Raw genomic sequence first — 19,885 nt, forward strand, 5'->3', positions numbered from 1 at the left:
TGCACGCCGGCCTGGCCCGCGGCGGCCGAGGACCCCGTGGGCACCCCTTCCGCCCCGCCTCCTGCGGAAGGGGTGCCCACGGCTGCCGGCGGTCGTCCCCGGCCGGGCCCTGGTCCGGGCCGGTCATCCCCGGGCCCTGGCCCAGGTGAGGAAGCGGTCGGTCAGCTCCGGGCGTCGCCCGGGGTGGAGCTGGCCGAGCTGGTGATCGGCCTCGGTCATCAGGGCGGCGAGATAGACCAGCAGGGCGGTCCGGTCGTCCCGGTACTCGACCAGCAGGCCCAGCCGGGCCGGCTGGCAGGGCCACTCCGCGCCGCAGTTGCGGCAGCGCCAGAGGGGACGCATGGCAACGTGCGGGATCATTCGCCGGGCCGTCGGCGGGGGCACGCCGCGACGCCGGGGCACACCGTCGTCGACACCGGTCACCGGTGACCCCCTCTCGGCCGGCGGGTGCTGTGCGTCCTGGCGGGCCACGGGCTACCTCCTCGGGTCTGGAGGGGCCGCCCCCAGGGGGGCGGGGGCGGCCCGGCGGAGTCGGCCCGAGCCCTGTCCGGCGTCGGGCAGGTCCGCCACAGGTGACAGTCTGGTGAGGATGCCGTTACCGTCGGAAGGCATTCGCGCTGCACCACGGCGGGCGTGCAGCACCGTCGTCCTTCACGTACAGGAGTTGTGCAGATGGAGCCTGCGCCCATGCTGGAGTTGTTCGCCGGGGAGTTGCGTCGGCTGCGGACGCGGGCGGGGCTGTCCCAGGAGGGGCTGGGCGAGCTGGTCAACTACTCGGCCTCGCTGGTCGCCGCCGTCGAGCAGTGCCGCCGGCCGCCGCGCAGGGAGTTCGCCGAGCGCTGCGACACCGTCCTGGCGAGCGACGGCCTGTTGGCCCGGATCAGGGACGCCCAGGTGCGCGAGAGCCTGATGCCCTGGTTCCGCGAGTGGGTCACCATCGAGCAGCAGGCGACCGCGCTGTGCTCGTTCCAGCCGTTGGTGGTGCCCGGCCTGTTCCAGACCGAGGACTACGCCCGCGCGTTGCACGAGGGGGCGAGTCAACTCATCGGCGACGAGATGGAGCAGCAGGTCGCGGCGCGGCTGGCCCGGCAGGAGATCCTGCACCGGGTGTCCCCGCCGCTGTTCGTGGCGGTGCTCGACCACACCGTGCTGGAACGCCCGGTCGGCGGGCCGAAGGTGATGCGGGAACAGTTGCTGCACCTGCGGGAGATCGCCGACCGGCCGCGGGTGCACCTGCACCTGGTGCCGAGGGATACCGGGGCCTACCCCGGGCTCAACGGCGCCTTCGTGATCGCCACGCCGCCGGAGGGCGACGACGTCGCCTACCTCGACAACCAGCTACAGGGAACGCTCGTCGAACGGACGGCGGACGTACAATCGCTGCGGCGATGCTGGGAGTCGGTGCGTGCGGAGGCGCTGTCCCACGGGGCCACCATCAAGCTGATCTCGGAGGCGGCAGACTCATGGACCTGACCGGCGCGATCTGGCGCAAGAGCACCCGCAGCAGCGGCAACTCCGGCGACTGCGTGGAGGTGGCCGCCAACCTGCCCGGCGTCGTCGGCGTCCGCGACAGCAAGGACCGGTCCGGGCCGGTGCTCACCTTCGCCCCGACCGCCTGGCGGTCGTTCCTGCGCCACGCCAAGCGGAGCTGACCGGGGCGGCCGCGCGCCGACCGGCGACGCGGCACCCACCGCAGCGCGGCGGCCTGCCGGTCGACGAAAGGTAGCCCGGACCGGGAACACCCGGCCGGGCTTCAGTGGACCCGGCAGCGGAGTCGACGGCTACCGGAAGCGCTCGGTGGCGGCGGCCCCGGGCCGCCGCCACCGGCACGGAGACTTACAGCGGGCGGACGTTCTCCGCCTGCGGACCCTTCTGCCCCTGGGTCACATCGAACTCGACCTTCTGGGCCTCCTGCAGTTCCCGGTAGCCGCTGGTGGCGATCGCCGAGTAGTGAACGAAGACGTCGGGGCCTCCGCCGTCCTGCTCGATGAAGCCGAAGCCCTTTTCCGAGTTGAACCACTTGACCGTGCCGGTTGCCATGCATCTCTCCCTGTTTACAACGGGTGACCCCGCCGCTGCGGCGGATGATCGCCCTGTACTGCCCCGACAGTAGCCGGCCGATCCGGTTTTTGCCGGCTGAAAAGCCGCAGGATGCGGACGGAAACTCGCAGGTGGGCGGAATGTCGCCCCGGAAGGGGGCCGCTGCGGCACACTCGACCGGTGAACCGACCGCGCGGCGACGCGTTGACCGAGCTGCAACGCGAGATCGACGCGCCGGGCGACGGGCTGGACCGGCTGCGGTTGGTACCCACCCCCTTCGTGCCCGAGGTACGGCTGCACCTCGCCGAGGACGCGATCGTCTGGTGGGCCCGGATGGAGGCCAACGCCGGGCACGCCCTGCCCCCGCCGTTCTGGGCGTCGGCCTGGGCCGGCGGCCAGGCCCTCGCCCGCCACCTGCTCGACCATCCCGAACTGGCCGCCGGCCGGCGGGTGCTCGACCTGGCCGCCGGCTCCGGACTCGTCGCCATCGCCGCCGCGCTGGCCGGCGCCACCCAGGTCGTCGCCAACGACGTCGACCCGTACGCGGTGGCGGCGGTCACCGTCAACGCGCGGGCCAACCGGGTCCACGTGCAGGCCAGCCACCAGGACCTGCTCGACGACGACGGCACCCGGGCCGACCTGCTGCTCGCCGGGGACGTCCTCTACGACCGGGAGCTGGCTGGACGGGTGCTGCCGTACCTGCGGCGGGCCGCCGACGGCGGGGCGCAGGTGCTGGTCGGCGACCCGGACCGGGGACACCTGCCGCCGGACGTGCTGGAGGTGGTGGCCAGCTACCCGGTGCCCACCACCGAACCCTCCGTCGACTCCCCGGTCCGCCGGGTCCAGGTGCTCCGCCCCTGCTGACTGAACCCGCCGGCACGCCCCGGGCCACGCCGTTGCGCCGCCCCCGGGGGGAACCCGCAGGAAAACTCGGGGAGTGATCAGGGTCGCGACCCGATGCGCCGGGACGCCCGGTAGCCGTAGCGTCATCTCGTGCTCGACGAATTGGCCCAGCTCGGAGACCTACCGACCGCCCTGTTGATGGCGGCGCTCGGGCTGGTGATGCTCGCCGACGCCGTACCGCTGCTCGGGGTGCTCGTCCCCGGCGACGTGGCGATCCTCGCGGCGGTGGGGGTGGGTCGGCCGGTCGCCGGGGTGGCGACCGTCGTCGCCGTGGTCGCCGGCTGCCTCACCGGCTGGTCGCTGAGCTTCCTCGCCGGGCGGATCTTCGGCGAGCGGCTGCGGCACAGCCGGGTCGGCGACTGGATCGGCGAGGGCCGCTGGTCGGCCGCCGAGCAACTGCTGCGCTCCGGCGGCGGGCGGATGGTGCTCGTCGCGCCCTTCCTGCCGGTGTTCAACACGCTGCTGCCGCTGGCGGCCGGGAGCCTGCGGATGTCGTACCGCCGGTTCGTCGTCTGCGCCGCGTTCGGCGCGGCGGCGTGGGCCGGCCTCTACCTGGCCCTCGGCGCGGCGTCGCGGGCTCTGGCCGGGCTGCTGCCCGGCAACCCGCTGCTGGTCACCATGGCCGTCGGCCTGCTGCTGGCCGGCCTGGTGCTGCTGGGCACCCGGCGTCGGCTGCGCGCGGTGACCGGCGTCGGCCAGCCGGGCTGACCGACGCCGGGCGGTCACCGCCGGACCGTCACCGGATCACCAGCCGCGCGCCCGCCACTGCGGCAGCGACGCCCGTTCCGCGCCGAGCGTGCTGTCCGCGCCGTGTCCCGGGTAGAACCAGGTGTCGTCGGGCAGCCGGTCGAACAGCTTGTGCTCGACGTCGTCGATGAGCTGGCCGAACCGCTCCGGGTCCCGGTCGGTGTTGCCGACGCCACCGGGAAAGAGTGAGTCGCCGGTAAAGAGATGGGGGGTGCCGGCCGGATCGCGGTAGAGCAGCGCGATCGACCCCGGGGTGTGCCCCTTGACGTGGATCACCTCCAGCGTCTGGTCACCCACCGCGACGGTGTCGCCGTCGGTCAGGGGCTGCGCCGCGATCGGCAGCCCCTCGGCGTCGTCGGCGTGCACCAGGGCCGACGCGCCGGTCGTGGCCACCACCTCCTCCAGGGCGACCCAGTGGTCCATGTGCCGGTGGGTGGTGACCACCGAGGTCAGCCCGGCGTCGCCGATCAGGTCGAGCAGCCGGGGCGCCTCGTTCGCGGCGTCGACGAGCACCTGCGCGCCGGTGTCGCGGCAGCGCAGCAGGTAGGCGTTGTTGTCCATCGGGCCGACCGACACCTTGGTGACGGTGAGCCGGTCCAGTTCCCGCACGGCGGGCGGGCCGCCGGGGGTGACGTCTCCGGTGTAGCTCATGTGCGGTCTATATCCATTCCGGTGGGTTCGGCAGGGTACCGTCCGGGGTGACGGTCAGCCCGTCGCCGCTGCTGCGGCCGATCAACCAGGCGGCCAGCGCGGCGCAACTGCCGGCGACCTGCGGGGCGTCCTGTGTGTCGCGCACCACCAGCTCCGGCCGGTTGCCGTCGGTGGGCCGCAGCACCAGCGCGGGCGCGTCGGGCCGCTCGGCGAGCCCGCCGGCCACCTCGTGCAGCAGGTGCTGGGCGAACGCGGCCGGCCAGTCCGCCGGCCGGTAGCCGGTGGCCAGGTCGACGTGGTGCACCTCCAGCTCGCGCCACCGGGCCCAGGGCACCAGGGCGGCCGGCCACGGGCCGCGTCGGGCCTGCACGGTGGCGCTCCACGCCGACGCCGGCATCGCGGCCACCGCCTCGGCGAACCGGTCGGTACTGCGGCGCAGGTCGGCCAGCAGCTCGGCGGGTGGGCGGCCGGCGCCGGCGGCGATGTCGGCGTCGCGGGCGGCGACGCTTTCGTACATCGGGATGTCCTCGCCGGTGCGGGCGGCGGTGAGCAGGTTGACGAGCCCGTCGGCGTTGCGCGCCAGGTGGGTCAGCACGTGGCCCCGGGTCCAGCCGGGCAGCAGGCTGGGGGCGGCGACGGCCGCCGCGTCGAGCTCGGCGGCGGTTTCCAGCAGGCGGGCGGCCGAATCGGCCACCTCGCCGGTCAACAGCAGTGGGTCCGTCGTCACGCCACGACCCTAACGGTCCGGACAGCGTTGCGCCGCCGGGGAATTCGCTTTCGGCGCGTCGGTCGGCGGCCTACCGTCGGCCTGACACGGTACCGGGACGACGGACGGGGGTGGTGGTCATGCCGGTCGCAGTACGCGTGTTGCGCCACGACCAGTTCCGACCCCGGTGAGGATGACATGAGCATCGATCTGACCGCCCTCGGCCTCGACGCCGAACGGGCGGCGTACGCGCGGCGGCGTCCGGACCGCCGGCCCGGCCGGGTGGCCCGGGTCGACCGGGGGGTGTGCACCGTGCTCGGCGCGGACGGACCGGTCCGGGCCAGCCTGGGCCCGGCGGTGCTGGCCGCCGCCGCCCGTGACCTGACCGCCCTGCCGTGCGCCGGTGACTGGGTGCTGCTGGCCCGCTGGCCGGACGGCCCGGTGACCGTCGACGCGGTGCTGCCCCGGCGGACCGCGCTGGTCCGCCGTACCGCCGGCAAGGACGCCAGCGGCCGGGTGCTCGCCGCCAACCTCGACACCGCCGCGGTGATCGAGCCGGTGCACCCGGAGCCGGACGCCGCCCGGATCGAACGGCTGCTCGCCCTGGCCCACGAGTCCGGGGCCACCCCGCTGGTGGTGCTCACCAAGGCCGACCTGGCCGCCGACCCGCAGGCGGTGGCCCGGCAGCTCGCCGCCCTCGCCCCCGGGGTGCCGGTGCTGCCGGTCAGCGCCGAGCGGGGCACCGGCCTGGCCCCGCTGCGTCCGCTGGTCGCGGCGGGGCGCACGCTGGCCCTGCTCGGCCCGTCCGGTGCGGGCAAGTCGAGCCTGGTCAACGCCCTGGTCGGGGCGGAGGTCATGCCGACCCAGGCGATCCGGCGGGTCGACGGCAAGGGCCGGCACACCACCACCTGGCGGGCGCTGGTCCCGGTGCCCGGCGGCGGCGCGGTGCTGGACACCCCCGGGGTCCGGGCGGTGGGCCTGCTCGACGGGCACACCGGGCTGGACCGGGCGTTCACCGACATCGCCGAGCTGGCCACCGGCTGCCGGTACGCCGACTGCGGGCACACCGCCGAGCCGGCCTGCGCGGTGCGCGAGGCGGTGGAGACCGGGGAGCTGCCGGGCCGGCGCTTCGAGAGCTGGCGTCGGCTCCAGCGGGAGCTGGCGTACGAGAGCGGTCGCCGGCAGAGCCGGCTGGCGGCCGAGCGGCGGGGCGGCTGGCGGGGTGGCCGTCGTCGGCCGGCCCGGCCGACGACGCCGCCCCTGCCGGGCGGGTTCTGACCGCCCCGGTCCGGCCGGTCACGACCGGCCGGACCGGGGCGCGGGCCGCGCACGGGGGGTCGGCCGACCGGTGTGAGCTGGGGGAATGTTGGCGTGCGGGAAGTTGTCGTACCCCGGGGCTAGAGTTGCGCAGGCGTTCCTTCTGCGCCCCGTAAAACCGCTCAGATCCCACTCGGAGCGGACAGATCCGCCTCATATTCTTCTTCCGGGAGCACCCGCACCGTGGCCGACCGTCTGATCATCCGTGGCGCGCGCGAGCACAACCTGCGTGACGTCAGTCTCGACCTGCCCCGGGACGCCCTCATCGTCTTCACCGGGCTCTCCGGCTCCGGCAAGTCGAGCCTGGCCTTCGACACCATCTTCGCCGAGGGGCAGCGCCGCTACGTCGAGTCGCTGTCGTCGTACGCGCGGCAGTTCCTCGGCCAGATGGACAAGCCCGACGTCGACTTCATCGAGGGCCTGAGCCCCGCCGTCTCCATCGACCAGAAGTCCACCTCGCGCAACCCGCGGTCCACCGTCGGCACCATCACCGAGGTCTACGACTACCTGCGGCTGCTCTTCGCCCGCATCGGCGAGCCGCACTGCCCGGTCTGCGGCGAGCGGATCTCCCGGCAGAGCCCGCAGCAGATCGTCGACCGGGTCCTCGCGATGGCCGAGGGCACCCGGTTCATGGTGCTCGCGCCGGTGGTCCGGGGCCGCAAGGGCGAGTACGTCGACCTCTTCGCCGAACTCCAGGCCAAGGGCTACGCCCGCGCCCGGGTCGATGGGGTGGTGCACCCGCTGACCGAGCCGCCGAAGCTCAAGAAGCAGGAGAAGCACACCATCGAGGTGGTGATCGACCGGCTCAGCGTCAAGCCGGGCGCCAAGCAGCGGCTGACCGACTCGGTCGAGGCCGCGCTCGGTCTCTCCGACGGTCTGGTGCTGCTCGACTTCGTCGACCTGCCCGAGAACGACCCGGCCCGGGAGCGCCGCTACTCCGAGCACCTGGCCTGCCCCAACGACCACCCGTTGGCGATCGAGGACCTGGAACCCCGGGTGTTCTCGTTCAACGCGCCCTACGGGGCCTGCCCGGAGTGCACCGGCCTGGGCACCAAGAAGGAGGTCGACCCGGAGCTGGTCGTCCCCGACCCGGAGCGCACCCTGCGCGAGGGCGCGCTGCAACCCTGGGCCACCGGGCACAACCTGGAATACTTCCTGCGCCTGCTGGAGGCGCTGGGCGAGAGCCAGCACTTCGACGTCGACACCCCGTGGCGGGCGCTGCCGGCGCGGGCCCAGAAGATCATCCTGCACGGCTCCGACGACCAGGTGCACGTGCGCTACCGCAACAAGTACAGCCGCGAGCGCTCCTACTACACCGGCTTCGAGGGCGTGGTGCAGTGGATCGAGCGCCGGCACACCGACACCGAGAGCGAGTGGTCGCGCGACAAGTACGAGGGCTACATGCGCGACGTGCCCTGTGCGGCCTGCGGCGGCACCCGGCTCAAGCCCGAGGTGCTGGCGGTCACCATCGCCGGCAAGAGCATCGCCGAGGTGTGCAACCTGTCGGTGGGCGAGGCGGCCGAGCTGCTCGCCGGGATCGCGCTGACCGACCGGCAGAAGATGATCGCCGAGCGGGTGCTCAAGGAGATCAACGCCCGGCTGCGGTTCCTGCTCGACGTCGGCCTGGACTACCTCTCCCTGGACCGGCCGGCGGGCACCCTGTCCGGTGGCGAGGCGCAGCGCATCCGGCTGGCCACCCAGATCGGCTCCGGCCTGGTCGGCGTGCTCTACGTGCTCGACGAGCCGTCGATCGGCCTGCACCAGCGGGACAACCACCGGCTGATCGAGACCCTGCTGCGGCTGCGCGGCCTGGGCAACACCCTGATCGTCGTCGAGCACGACGAGGACACCATCCGGGTCGCCGACTGGATCGTCGACATCGGCCCCGGCGCGGGCGAGCACGGCGGGCGGATCGTGCACAGCGGTTCGGTGCCGGCGCTGCTGGACAATCCCGAGTCGGTGACCGGGGCGTACCTGTCGGGCCGGCGGGAGATCCCCACGCCGCAGCAGCGCCGGCCGCAGACGCCGGGGCGGGAGCTGGTGGTGCACGGGGCGCGCGAGCACAACCTGCGCAACCTCACCGTGCCGTTCCCGCTGGGTCAGCTCATCGCGGTCACCGGGGTCTCCGGCTCGGGCAAGTCGACGCTGGTCAACGACATCCTGTACGCGGTGCTGGCCAACCAGATCAACGGCGCGCGGCTGGTGCCCGGCCGGCACACCCGGGTCTCCGGGCTGGAGCACGTCGACAAGGTGGTCGGTGTCGACCAGTCGCCGATCGGCCGTACCCCGCGCTCCAACCCGGCCACCTACACCGGGGTCTGGGACCACGTCCGCAAGCTGTTCGCCGAGACCACCGAGGCCAAGGTCCGGGGGTACGGGCCGGGCCGGTTCTCGTTCAACGTCAAGGGTGGCCGGTGCGAGGCGTGCTCCGGCGACGGCACCATCAAGATCGAGATGAACTTCCTGCCGGACGTCTACGTCCCGTGCGAGGTGTGCAAGGGCGCCCGGTACAACCGGGAGACCCTGGAGGTGCACTACAAGGGCAAGACCGTCTCCGACGTGCTGGAGATGCCGATCGAGGAGGCGGCCGAGTTCTTCTCCGCCATCCCGGCCATCCACCGGCACCTGCGTACGCTCAACGACGTGGGCCTGGGTTACGTCCGGCTGGGCCAGCCCGCGCCGACGCTGTCCGGCGGTGAGGCGCAGCGGGTCAAGCTGGCCTCCGAGTTGCAGAAGCGCTCCACCGGCCGCACGGTCTACGTGCTCGACGAGCCCACCACCGGCCTGCACTTCGAGGACATCCGCAAGCTGCTGATGGTGCTGGAGGGGCTGGTCGACAAGGGCAACACGGTGATCACCATCGAGCACAACCTCGACGTGATCAAGACGGCCGACTGGCTGATCGACATGGGCCCCGAGGGCGGTCACCGAGGCGGCACCGTGCTCGCCACCGGCACCCCGGAAGAGGTCGCCGAGGTCGCCGAGAGCCACACCGGCCAGTTCCTGCGTTCGGTGCTCAAGCTCGACGGGCAGGCCCGGGGCGCGAAGGCGGCGGTGACCCGGGCGGCCCGGGCCAACGGCACGACGCCGAAGGCGCGTACCCGTAAGGTGCCGGCCGGGGCCCGCTGACCCGGCGGGTCGCCGCCCGGCCGGCACGCCCACGCCGCCCGGCCTGTCCATGCCGGGCGGCGGCGCGCGGTGACCCGGTCGGTGGCGCGTCGGCCGGCTGCGCAGGGTGTTTCCGGGCGGCCGGGGTGAACCGTCGGGCACAGTGGTGCGTGTGCTCCAGTGAGCCGCGCAGGTCGACGACCGGCGGCAGCAGTCGAGAGAAAGGCCGGAGATGACAGACGACCAGGTGCCGACCGGGCCCGGTACGCAGACCCGACGTGCCCTGCTGGCCGGGGCCGGCGCGGTGGGGGCGGCGGTCCTCCTGACCGCCTGCGGCGACGACTCCGGTGACGAGCCGGCCACCCCGGCCACCGGCGGGCCGGCCGCGACCACCGGCGGGTCGGGCACCGCCGCGATCGCCAAGACGGGTGACATCCCGGTCGGCGGCGGCCAGGTCTACGCCGCGCAGGGCGTCGTGATCACCCAGCCGACGGCGGGGGAGTTCAAGGGGTTCGACCCGATCTGCACCCACCAGGGCTGCCCGGTGTCGAACGTCGACGGCGGGACGATCAACTGCACCTGCCACAACAGCAAGTTCGCCATCACCGACGGCGCGGTCAAGCAGGGGCCGGCGACCAAACCGCTCGCCGCCAAGGAACTCAAGATCGACGGCGACCAGATCACGCTGGCCTGACCGGCACACCGGCCGGCCCGCAGGACGTCCTGCGGGCCGGCCGGTCGGGTTCACTGCGCGTACACCGCCAGCTCCCAGATCGAGTAGCCGTACGTGGTGGCCCGGGTCACCCCGTGCATCCGCACGTACCTGGCGGTCGTGGTGGGGAAGGCCGCCACGTCGGTGCCGCCGTCGCCGGCCGTGGTCGACCACACCGTCCGCCAGGTCGACCCGTCGTTCGACACCTCGATCCGGTACGACCGGGCGTACGCCGACTCCCAGGCCACCGTCACCCGGCCCACCTGGCGGGCCGACCCGAGGTCGACGCTGAGCCACTGGTCGTCGGCCCAGCTGCTCGCCCAGCGGGTGCCCAGGTCCGAGTCGACGGCCTTGGCCGGCCCGAAGAACAGCTCGCTGCCTGACGCGGTCGCCGTCCGGCCGGCGGCCAGGTTGGTCAGGTCGTCGCCCCGCCGGGCCGGGAACGACACCACCTGCTGGAAGGTCGGCCGGTTCTGCCAGGCGGTGGTGGCGTGCTTGATCCCACCGAGCGGCGACTGGATGATCGCGTCGGCGCACCACTGGTCACCGGCGGCGCAGCTCGCGTCCCCGGGGTACACCTGCTCAGCCGGGGTGGCCGCCGCCGTCCGCAACGTGTCCAGCAGCACCTGCCGGCAGCCGGCCAGGTTCCCGGCGCCGCAGTAGCCCCGGCCCAGCCCGCCGCGCACCGGGTCGCCGAGTACCGCGCGCAGGTCCTTGTCGACGTAGCCCCACCAGCCGTACTGGAAGGACGAGCCCTTGTGCGCCTGGGCCTCGTTGGCCGAGGTCGGCAGGTTGGACTTGTCGCCCTGCTGGTGCCCGGAGGGGGACTCGTTGATCTGGATCGCGTTGATCAGCGACTGGTAGAGGTCCGGGCCGAGCTGGTCGCGGAACATCCCCCGGACCAGCAGCGGCCACCAGGCGTCGAAGGTGCGGATCGCGTCGGCGTGCCGGTAGACCTTCGACCCCTTCGCCGTCTCCACCCGCAGCGCGCCGTCCTGCCGCCACGCCTTGAGCCGGCTGATCTCGGTGGCCAGCGCGGCGTCGGCGACGGGCTGGCTCTCCAGCACCCGGATCAGCTCGTCGAGCACCTCGGCCCCGCGCAGGTCGGTCACGCCGGCCTGCTCGACCAGCGCGGTCAGCGAGCCCCGGTCGTACTTCCGGCCGGCGGCCAGGCCCGCCTTGAGCGGGCGGTCCAGCAGGTCGGCCCGGTGCACCGCGCCGAAGCTGTAGTTGCCGTCCGCGCCGCCGAAGTCCTTGGCCTGCTTGTTGTTCCAACTGACGTAGTAGTCCTGGTCGACCGACCGGGGGTGGGCGGCCAGCGGGGCGTAGCTTGCGGTGTTCGTCGCCGGGTCGAAACCCTGCCACTCGTAGGCCGGCTCGGCCTTCATCGGCAGGTTCGGGTTGGACCCGGCGGCCCGCACCGGGTTCAGGCCGGAGTTGAAGTACGCCGACTCGGTGGAGTTGACGTAGAACCAGTTGAACGCGTACTCGACGTTGTTGGCCGAGGCGACGAAGGCGTCCGCCGAGCCCATCTGCGTCGGGTCGTTGAACATCTGGAAGCCGATCGCCGAGTCGGCCTCGTGCCGGTAGGTGGAGCGCAGCTGGGTGAAGGCGTGCGGTTTGCCGCCCACCGTGCCCCGCCACGACACCAGGCCGAGCTTCGTCCGCCAGGCCACCAGCTTGTACGACCCCTTGGCGGTGCCGTCGGCGAGGGTCGGGCTCCACTTGTTGACGTGCGCGAGCTGCTCCATCGCCACGCACTGCCCCCGGTAGAGGTAGTGGTCGGCGGCGAGGGTGGGGGCGCTGCCGTCGGTGGTGCACAGCGGCACCGCGTAGGTGTCGGTGATGTCGTGGATCGACGAGGTGGCACTCCACGCGTAGTCCTGGCCCCGGCCGAGCAGCACGTAGAGGTTGAGCCCGGCGAACGCCGCGCCCCGGGCGCTGATCCCCGGGCCCTGCAACTCCTGGACCATCAGCAGCTGCGGGGAGAAGTAGCCGGTCTGCGGGCCGAAGACCGCGACCGGGTGCCCGGTGGCCGAGTTCGCGGCCGAGACCACCGCCGCGTTGGACATGCCCCGGTGCGCCGGGCTGATGGTCAGCCCGGACAGCGCGGCGGCCAGCTCACCGGACGCGCTGTTGCCGGTGGTCCGGGCCGGGGCGGCGGTGCTGCCGGCGGAGCCGGTCGGGTCGGTGAAGATCGGCTCGACCCGGGCCGAGCCGGCGTCGGGCAGCGCCACGCTCGCCGCGTCCGGGGAGGCGTCGCCGTACGGGAAGCTCTGCCCGTCGTGCAGGGTCAGCACGGTCTCCGGATCGTTCTGGTTGCGGAACGCCGTCCACACCTTGTCGCCCTCGGTGACGCCGTACCTGGCGCGGGCGGCGATGCGGACCAGCGCGGACTGCATCTCGGTGCCGCCCCCGCCGCCGAACAGCCCGCCCACCACGCCGGCGATGGCGATCAGGTCGGTGAGCTGGAACGGCTCCGGGCCACCGGCGTTGGTGACGGCGTCGAGGTGGCCGGTGAGCACGTACTCGCCGGGGCAGTTGCGGTTGGCCATGCAGACGCCGATGTAGGCGTTGATGCCGGCGATGTACTCCTGCACGTCGGCGTAGAGCTGCTGGCCGCGCGGCCCCTTCGTGCGCAGCGCCTCGACCTGCGCCTGGAGGTCCGCCTCGGTGTACGGCGAGTTGCGCCAGACGCTCTGCTCCAGGGCCCGGTTGCCGGGTGCGCCCCCGGCGAACGAGGTGAGGGTGCCCCGGCCGACGTGCCGCAGCAGGTCCATGGTGAACAGCCGGTCCTCGGCCCCGGCGTAGCCGGCGCCGTACATGGTGCCGCCCCGGGTGGTGCCGGTGACGTGCGGGACGCCGGTCGCCTTGTCCCGCAGGATGCGCACGTCGGAGCGGGGGGAGTAGTCGCGTTCGACCTGCCCCTGCGGGACGCCGAAGGAGGCGTCGTTGAAGAACGAGCCGATCTGTTCCTCGCGCAGCCCGGCGTAGCCGTAGACCAGGTCGGCGTAGCGGCCGAGCTGGTCGGCGGAGTGCCGGGGCAGGGTGCCGAGGGTCTGGTTGCCGAGCACCTCGACCAGTGTGGCGTTGCCGTTCTGGCCGGGCGGCAGGATGTCGCCGCACTCGCCGAGGCAGTAGTCCTCGGGGGTGAAGGCGGCACGTGGCGCGGCAGCCTCGGCGGGTGCGGCGGGGGTCGTGGTGAGCAGGGCGGCGACGCTGATGCCGGCGGTCAGGCCGGCGAGCAGGCGACGGACGGTGGGGGGACGGGGCATGGCGATCCTCCGATGAGGATGGGATCTTTACGTGAATAACATTCGGTTACCGGATGGTAATCTCCGTCCGTCGATATCGGAAGACGTCCATCGACCGGCGTCCGCCGGTCCTTCCGCTCCAGATTGGATCGTCGATGAAGGTCGTCCGTCTGCTCGCGTCCGCGACGCTGCTCGCGGTCGCGCTCACCCCGTCCGGGCCGGCCGCCGCCTCGGCCGCCCCCGCCCCTGCCCCCGCCGGGGTCGCCGCCCCTACCTCGGGGGCGTTCTCCGTGCTCACCTACAACGTCGCCGGGCTGCCCGACATCATCTCCAGCGGCGACCCGGCGACGAACACCCGGCCGATCGGCGAACGGCTCGGCGGGTACGACATCGTGCACGTCCAGGAGGACTTCAACTACCACGCCGACCTGTACGCCACCGACCAGCACCCGTACCGGACGCCCACCAGTGGAGGCGTGCCGTTCGGCAGCGGCCTCAACACGCTGTCGAACTACCCCTACAGCGACTTCGCCCGGGTGAAGTGGAACTCCTGCAACGGCACCGACTGCCTCACCCCGAAGGGCTTCACCGCCAGCCGCATCCGGCTCGCCGAGGGCGTCTACGTCGACTTCTACAACGCCCACCCCAACGCCGGCACCACCGACGCCGACCTGGCCGCCCGGCGGTCCAACATCAGCCAGCTCTCCGCGTACGTCGCCGCCAACTCGGCAGGCAACGCGGTGGTGCTGATGGGGGACCTGAACGTGCGCTACACCCGTACCGGAGACAACATCCGCGACCTGGTGGCGGCCAACGGCCTCACCGACGTCTGGGTGCAGCAGGAGCGGGGCGGCCAGCCGCCGGCCGCCGGTGATCCGGCGCTGGTCTGCGACGAGGCCAACGTGACCGACGCCTGCGAGGTGGTCGACAAGATCCTCTACCGGGGCAACAGGCTGGTCAACCTCACCCTGAACCGCTACCACAACGAGCACGCCCGGTTCCTCACCCCGACCGGCGGGCCGCTGTCCGACCACTACCCGCACGCCGCCTGGTTCGACTGGACCCTCGACCCCACGCTGCGGGCCAGCGACAGCTGGGGCGGCCCGCACGGCACCCCGTTCACCGACGCCGACCGGGTCGGCCCGGCGCTGACCCGGGTCACCCTGCGCGGCGGCTCCCGGCTCGACGCCGTCGGGGTCGACCTCGCCGACGGCGGCCAACTGCGCCACGGCGGCACCGGTGGGACGGAGAGCAGCCTCACCCTGGCCCCCGGCGAGCGGATCACCCAGGTCACCCTCACCCAGGGGCAGAAGGACGGCCGGACCCGGATCTTCTCGGCCCGGCTCGACACCGACCAGGGCCGCACCCTCACCGCCGGTACGCCCACCTCGGCGGCGGTCACCTTCACCGCGCCCCCGGGCGGTCGGCTGGCCGGCTTCTTCGGCCGCAGCGGCACCGAGGTCGACCAGCTCGGCGTGATCTGGAGTGTCGGGGGCAACGGATAGTCTCGGTGCCGTGGCTGATCCCTCGACCTACCGCCCCGCGACCGGCACGATCCCCGAGTCCCCCGGGGTCTACCGGTTCCGCGACGGCACCGGCCGGGTGATCTACGTCGGCAAGGCCAAGAGCCTGCGCAGCAGGCTCAACTCCTACTTCGCCGACCCGTGGGGCCTGCACGACCGCACCCGCCAGATGGTCACCACCGCCGAGTCGGTCGACTGGGTCACCGTCGGCACCGAGGTCGAGGCGCTCCAGCTCGAATACACCTGGATCAAGCAGTACGACCCCCGGTTCAACGTCAGGTACCGCGACGACAAGTCGTACCCGTACCTGGCGGTGACCCTCGACGAGGAATACCCGCGGTTGCAGGTCATGCGGGGCGCGAAGCGTAAGGGCGTGCGGTACTTCGGGCCGTACTCGCACGCCTGGGCGATCCGCGAGACGCTCGACCTGCTGCTGCGGGTCTTCCCCGCCCGCACCTGCTCCGCCGGGGTGTTCAAGCGGGCCGGGCAGGTCGGCCGGCCCTGCCTGCTCGGCTACATCGGCAAGTGCTCCGCGCCCTGCGTGGGCACCGTCTCCGCCGAGGAACACCGGGCGATCGTCGACAACTTCTGCGAGTTCATGGCCGGCCGCACCGACACCATGGTGCGCCGCCTCGAACGTGAGATGACCGAGGCCAGCGAGCAGTTGGAGTTCGAGCGGGCGGCCCGGCTGCGCGACGACGTGGCCGCCCTGCGCCGGGCCATGGAGAAGCAGACCGTGGTGCTCGGCGACGGCACCGACGCCGACGTGGTCGCCTTCGCCGACGACCCCCTCGAAGCCGCCGTGCAGGTCTTCCACGTCCGCGACGGCCGGGTACGCGGCCAGCGCGGCTGGGTGGTGGAGAAGACCGAGGAGCTGACCACCGGTGACCTGGTGCACCACTTCTGCACCCAGGTCTACGGCGGCGAGCAGGGCGAGGCCGACGTCCCCCGGGAACTGCTCGTCCCCGAGCTGCCCGCCGACGCCGAGGCGCTCGCCGACTGGCTCAGCGCCCGTCGGGGCAGCCGGGTGTCGCTACGGGTGCCCCAGCGCGGCGACAAGAAGACCCTGCTGGAGACGGTGGGACGGAACGCCAAGGACGCGCTGGCCCGGCACAAGCTCAAGCGGGCCGGCGACCTGACCACCCGCAGCAAGGCGCTCGACGAGATCAGCGAGGCGCTCGGCATGCGTACCGCGCCGCTGCGCATCGAGTGCTTCGACGTCTCCCAGATCCAGGGCACCGACGTGGTGGCCAGCATGGTCGTCTTCGAGGACGGGCTGCCCCGCAAGAGCGAATACCGACGGTTCATCGTCCGGGGGGCCACCGACGACCTCTCGGCGATGTCCGAGGTGCTGCGTCGCCGCTTCGCCCGCTACCTCGACGCCCGCGCCGAGACCGGCGAGCTGGGCGAGGAGACCGCGTCCGATCCCGACCGCCCCGGCATCGACCCGACCACCGGCCGGCCCCGTAAGTTCGCCTACCCGCCGCAGCTCGTGATCGTCGACGGTGGCGCCCCGCAGGTGGCGGCGGCGGCCCAGGCGCTGGCCGAGCTGGGCATCGACGACGTGGCGCTGTGCGGGCTGGCCAAGCGGCTGGAGGAGGTCTGGCTCCCCGACGACGACTACCCGGTCATCCTGCCGCGCACCTCCGAGGGGCTCTACCTGCTGCAACGCGCCCGGGACGAGGCGCACCGGTTCGCCATCACCTTCCACCGGCAGCGGCGCTCCAAGCGGATGACCGAGTCGGCCCTGGACACCGTCCCCGGGCTGGGCGAGGTACGCCGCAAGGCGCTGCTGCAACACTTCGGCTCGCTCAAGCGGCTCTCCGCCGCGAGTGTGGAGGAGATCGTCGAGGTGCCCGGGGTGGGTCGGCGCACCGCCGAGGCGATCCTCGCCGCCCTCGACGGCGACACCACCCCCACCCCGACCGACTGACCCCCTCGGTCCCTCGGTCCCTCGGTCCCGGCCCTCGGTCTTGGTCCCGGCCCCCGTCCGGCAGCGCCTGACCGGGCCCGTTGAGTTTGGCGTGATCAACTCGACTGGGGCGAAGTTGCGGTATCCGGGGGTGGGGATGGTCCAACATCGGCCCAGGTGAGTCGATCAATGGGGTGGGGCCGCGAGCGGGTCGGTCAGAGGTGGCCGGGGGTGACGTTGCGGTATCCGAGGGCGGGGATAGCCCAACATCGGCCCACTCGAGTGGATCAACGGCGGTAGGGCCGCGAGTGGACCGGTCAGGGGTCGGACGGGGGGGGCGATGTTGCGGTATCCGGGGACGGGGACAGCGCAACATCGGCCCACGGGAGTGGACCAAGGAGGGAGTCAGGGCTGGTCGGCGAGGACCGCGAGGATGGACTCGCCGTACTTGGCGAGCTTGTTCTCGCCGACACCGCTGATCCCCGACAACTCGGCCAGCGAGGTGGGGGCGTCGGTGGCGATCTGCCGCAGCGTCGCGTCGTGGAAGATCACGTACGCCGGCACGCCCTGTTCCTTGGCGGTGGCCCCCCGCCAGGCCCGCAACCGCTCGAACAGCGACCCGGCCGCCGGGGACAGCTCGGCGACCACGGTGGCCGCGCCGCGCGGCTTGGCCGACCGGGCCGGGGCCACCTTCTCCGGCTCCCGGCGCATGGTCACCGTGCGGCGGCGACCCAGCACCTCCGCGCTGGCCTCGGTGAGCGCCAGCGTGCCGTAGTCGCCCTCGACCGCCAACAGCCCCTCGGCGAGCAGCTGCCGGACCACCCCGCGCCACTCCGCCTCGCGTAGCTCGGTGCCGATGCCGAAGGTGCTCAGCGCGTCGTGGCCGTACTGGCTGATCTTGTCGTTCTGCTTGCCGAGCAGGATGTCGACGCAGTGCCCGGCGCCGAAGCGCTGGTTGCGTTCCCGGTCGAGCCGGTAGACGGTGGACAGCAGCTTCTGCGCGGCCACCGTGCCGTCCCAGGTCTCCGGCGGGGTCAGGCAGGTGTCGCAGTTGCCGCAGTCGGCGGTGCCGGGCTGACCGAAGTATTCGAGCAGTTGCACCCGGCGGCAGCGGACCGTCTCGCAGAGCGCCAGCATGGCATCCAGGTGGGTGGCGAGGTTACGCCGGTGGGCCAGGTCGCCGTCCGACGTCTCGATCATCTTGCGCTGCTGCACCACGTCCTGGAGGCCGTAGGCGAGCCACGCCGTCGACGGCAGCCCGTCCCGGCCGGCCCGGCCGGTCTCCTGGTAGTAGCCCTCCACCGACTTGGGCAGGTCGAGGTGGGCCACGAACCGGACGTCCGGCTTGTCGATGCCCATCCCGAAGGCGATCGTGGCGACCATGACCAGGCCGTCCTCGCGCAGAAACCGCTGCTGGTTGGCGGCGCGGGTGCCCGCGTCCAGGCCGGCGTGGTAGGGCAGCGCGGCGATCCCGTTGGCGACCAGGAACTCGGCGGTCTTGTCCACCGAGGCCCGGGACAGGCAGTAGACGATGCCGGCGTCGCCCGGGTGTTCGTCGCGCAGCAGGGCCAGCAACTGCTTGCGCGGCTCCTTCTTGGGCACGATTCGGTACTGGATGTTGGGCCGGTCGAAGCTCGCCACGAAGTGCTTCGCCTCGGTGAGCCGGAGCCGGGTGGCGATCTCGGCCCGGGTGGCGCTGGTGGCGGTCGCGGTCAACGCGATCCGGGGCACCGCCGGCCACCGTTCGTGCAGCATTGACAGGGCCAGGTAGTCGGGGCGGAAGTCGTGCCCCCACTGGGACACGCAGTGCGCCTCGTCGATGGCGAACAGGCCGATCCGGCCCCGGTCGAGCAGTTGCTGCACGCCCCGGGTGCCCAGCGCCTCCGGGGCGAGGTAGAGCAGGTCCAGGTCACCGCCGACGAATGCCTGCTCGACCGCGCGCCGGGCGGCGTAGTCCTGGGTGGAGTTGAGGAACCCCGCGCGGACGCCGACCGCCGTCAGCGCGTCGACCTGGTCCTGCATGAGGGCGATCAGCGGGGAGACGACCACCGCGACGCCGTCGCGGACCAGGGCCGGGACCTGGTAGCACAGCGACTTGCCGCCACCGGTGGGCATCAGCACCAGCGCGTCCCCACCGGCCACCACGTGGTCGATGACCTCCTGCTGGAAGCCCCGGAAGGCGTCGTAGCCGAAGACCCGGCGGAGCACGTCGAGGGCGTCGGAGGCACGCAGCTCGGTGGGGGAGACCATCCGGGGAGTCTACGGACCCGCCCTGACACCGCCGTCCACGACGCCCCCCGTCGCCGAGCCTTCCCCGTCCTTCCCCGGACGGCGGCAGGCACCGCCCTGACGTCACCGGCGTCGATCCGCTGCGGTTGGATGGCCCGATGGCGGTACGCATCGACATCGACGCGCTCCGGGACGCGGCCGGGGCCGACGTCTGCGCAGCGGCGGACGAACTGACGGTCGCCGGCCAGCCGGCGGAGATCGACCCGGTCGGCGGCGGGGTGGCCGGGGTGATCCGCGCGACGGGACAGCCGCCGTACGAGGTCTGGGTGGGGGTCACGGCGGACGGCTTCACCGCCGAGTGCGACTGCGCCGCCGACACCGACCTGTGCGCGCACGCGGTGGCCCTGACCGCCGCCGCCCTGGCTGACGGCTTCGCGTGGTCCTCGACGGCCACCCCGCAGTCGACCTTGGCGGTCGACCCCCGGGTCGCGGAGCTGACCGTGCTCGCGCGTGCTCTGCCCGCGCGCCGGCTGGCGGCGCTGGTTGCCGAGTGGGCGGCCACGGACCCGGTGTGGGAGAGCACGCTGCGGGCGCAAGCCGGCCATTCCACCTCCCGCGCCACCGCCGAACACGACGGCAGCTAGGCGACCGGTCCGTCGCCGCCGGGGCATGGAGGTGGCGACATGCGTCTGCCGTTCGGCGGTATGCCTGTCCGTCATGTTTATGACGGACAGGCATACCGTTGTGCGCCAGGTAGTGCTCCGGATGCTGGTCGGATGCCGG

The 19,885-nt window shown here is 72.9% G+C and carries 16 protein-coding genes; 10 read left to right on the forward strand and 6 right to left on the reverse strand.

The features are described 5' to 3' along the window. Window positions 1-123: 123 nt before the first annotated feature. Window positions 124-342 carry a flavin reductase gene (locus ACN260_RS08485; protein ID WP_422755436.1) on the reverse strand — a complete coding sequence of 73 codons (219 nt, stop codon included), beginning with the start codon at window positions 340-342 and terminating at the stop codon, window positions 124-126. Window positions 343-672: 330 nt separating this feature from the next. On the opposite strand from ACN260_RS08485, the gene ACN260_RS08490 reads away from it, so the two are divergent. Together ACN260_RS08490 and ACN260_RS08495 are read left to right on the forward strand one after the other, a co-directional pair. Beyond that, window positions 673-1,473: a helix-turn-helix domain-containing protein gene (locus tag ACN260_RS08490; protein WP_422755437.1), complete on the forward strand. Its 801-nt coding sequence runs from the start codon at window positions 673-675 to the stop codon at window positions 1,471-1,473. Continuing rightward, a complete protein-coding gene (locus ACN260_RS08495; protein ID WP_422755438.1) occupies window positions 1,464-1,652 on the forward strand; it encodes a DUF397 domain-containing protein in 189 nt (62 codons plus the stop codon). Before ACN260_RS08490 ends, ACN260_RS08495 begins: the two co-directional genes overlap by 10 nt. Window positions 1,653-1,836: 184 nt before the next feature. On the opposite strand, the gene ACN260_RS08500 is transcribed toward ACN260_RS08495, so the two are convergent. After that, a complete protein-coding gene (locus tag ACN260_RS08500; protein WP_067314937.1) occupies window positions 1,837-2,040 on the reverse strand; it encodes a cold-shock protein in 204 nt (67 codons plus the stop codon). A gap of 180 nt (window positions 2,041-2,220) precedes the next feature. Between ACN260_RS08500 and ACN260_RS08505 the strand changes: the two genes are divergently transcribed. Beyond that, window positions 2,221-2,904: a class I SAM-dependent methyltransferase gene (locus ACN260_RS08505; RefSeq protein ID WP_422755439.1), complete on the forward strand. Its 684-nt coding sequence runs from the start codon at window positions 2,221-2,223 to the stop codon at window positions 2,902-2,904. A 129-nt stretch (window positions 2,905-3,033) separates the two neighbouring features. Beyond that, window positions 3,034-3,651, forward strand: a complete 618-nt coding sequence (locus tag ACN260_RS08510) for a DedA family protein (protein ID WP_204926073.1) — start codon at window positions 3,034-3,036, stop codon at window positions 3,649-3,651. A gap of 36 nt (window positions 3,652-3,687) precedes the next feature. Here ACN260_RS08510 and ACN260_RS08515 read toward each other — a convergent pair whose 3' ends face one another. Together ACN260_RS08515 and ACN260_RS08520 are read right to left on the reverse strand one after the other, a co-directional pair. After that, the gene (locus ACN260_RS08515; RefSeq protein WP_281895762.1) at window positions 3,688-4,341 is read right to left on the reverse strand and encodes an MBL fold metallo-hydrolase; all 654 of its coding nucleotides are present in this window, start codon (window positions 4,339-4,341) and stop codon (window positions 3,688-3,690) included. A 7-nt stretch (window positions 4,342-4,348) separates the two neighbouring features. Then, window positions 4,349-5,068 carry a maleylpyruvate isomerase family mycothiol-dependent enzyme gene (locus ACN260_RS08520; RefSeq protein WP_422755440.1) on the reverse strand — a complete coding sequence of 240 codons (720 nt, stop codon included), beginning with the start codon at window positions 5,066-5,068 and terminating at the stop codon, window positions 4,349-4,351. 177 nt (window positions 5,069-5,245) lie between these two features. Here ACN260_RS08520 and rsgA point away from each other — a divergent pair, with 177 nt between their 5' ends. The 3 genes from rsgA to ACN260_RS08535 all read left to right on the forward strand — a co-directional run bounded on the left by rsgA (window position 5,246) and on the right by ACN260_RS08535 (window position 10,166). Then, window positions 5,246-6,325 (forward strand): ribosome small subunit-dependent GTPase A, encoded by a 1,080-nt coding sequence (gene rsgA / locus ACN260_RS08525; protein ID WP_422755441.1) that lies wholly within the window; start codon window positions 5,246-5,248, stop codon window positions 6,323-6,325. Between the two features lie 222 nt (window positions 6,326-6,547). After that, window positions 6,548-9,493 carry an excinuclease ABC subunit UvrA gene (gene uvrA, locus ACN260_RS08530; RefSeq protein WP_422755442.1) on the forward strand — a complete coding sequence of 982 codons (2,946 nt, stop codon included), beginning with the start codon at window positions 6,548-6,550 and terminating at the stop codon, window positions 9,491-9,493. A 211-nt stretch (window positions 9,494-9,704) separates the two neighbouring features. Beyond that, window positions 9,705-10,166 (forward strand): Rieske (2Fe-2S) protein, encoded by a 462-nt coding sequence (locus tag ACN260_RS08535; protein WP_422755443.1) that lies wholly within the window; start codon window positions 9,705-9,707, stop codon window positions 10,164-10,166. A 50-nt stretch (window positions 10,167-10,216) separates the two neighbouring features. On the opposite strand, the gene ACN260_RS08540 is transcribed toward ACN260_RS08535, so the two are convergent. Beyond that, entirely contained in the window at window positions 10,217-13,459 is a 3,243-nt protein-coding gene (locus ACN260_RS08540) for a penicillin acylase family protein (RefSeq protein WP_422755444.1), read from the reverse strand. Between the two features lie 134 nt (window positions 13,460-13,593). On the opposite strand from ACN260_RS08540, the gene ACN260_RS08545 reads away from it, so the two are divergent. Both ACN260_RS08545 and uvrC read left to right on the forward strand, forming a co-directional pair. Beyond that, window positions 13,594-14,943, forward strand: a complete 1,350-nt coding sequence (locus tag ACN260_RS08545; protein ID WP_422755445.1) for a jacalin-like lectin — start codon at window positions 13,594-13,596, stop codon at window positions 14,941-14,943. Window positions 14,944-14,953: 10 nt separating this feature from the next. Further along, on the forward strand, window positions 14,954-16,894 hold the full coding sequence (gene uvrC / locus ACN260_RS08550; protein WP_422755446.1) for an excinuclease ABC subunit UvrC: 1,941 nt from the start codon (window positions 14,954-14,956) through the stop codon (window positions 16,892-16,894). 384 nt (window positions 16,895-17,278) lie between these two features. Here the strand turns inward: uvrC and recQ are convergent, their stop codons facing one another. After that, window positions 17,279-19,123: a DNA helicase RecQ gene (gene recQ / locus ACN260_RS08555; RefSeq protein WP_422755447.1), complete on the reverse strand. Its 1,845-nt coding sequence runs from the start codon at window positions 19,121-19,123 to the stop codon at window positions 17,279-17,281. Window positions 19,124-19,260: 137 nt separating this feature from the next. Here recQ and ACN260_RS08560 point away from each other — a divergent pair, with 137 nt between their 5' ends. Then, the gene (locus ACN260_RS08560) at window positions 19,261-19,746 is read left to right on the forward strand and encodes a hypothetical protein (RefSeq protein WP_145920872.1); all 486 of its coding nucleotides are present in this window, start codon (window positions 19,261-19,263) and stop codon (window positions 19,744-19,746) included. Window positions 19,747-19,885: the final 139 nt, after the last annotated feature.

The sequence above is a fragment of the Micromonospora sp. WMMD708 genome (assembly GCF_049315245.1).
Classification (GTDB): domain Bacteria; phylum Actinomycetota; class Actinomycetes; order Mycobacteriales; family Micromonosporaceae; genus Micromonospora; species Micromonospora wenchangensis.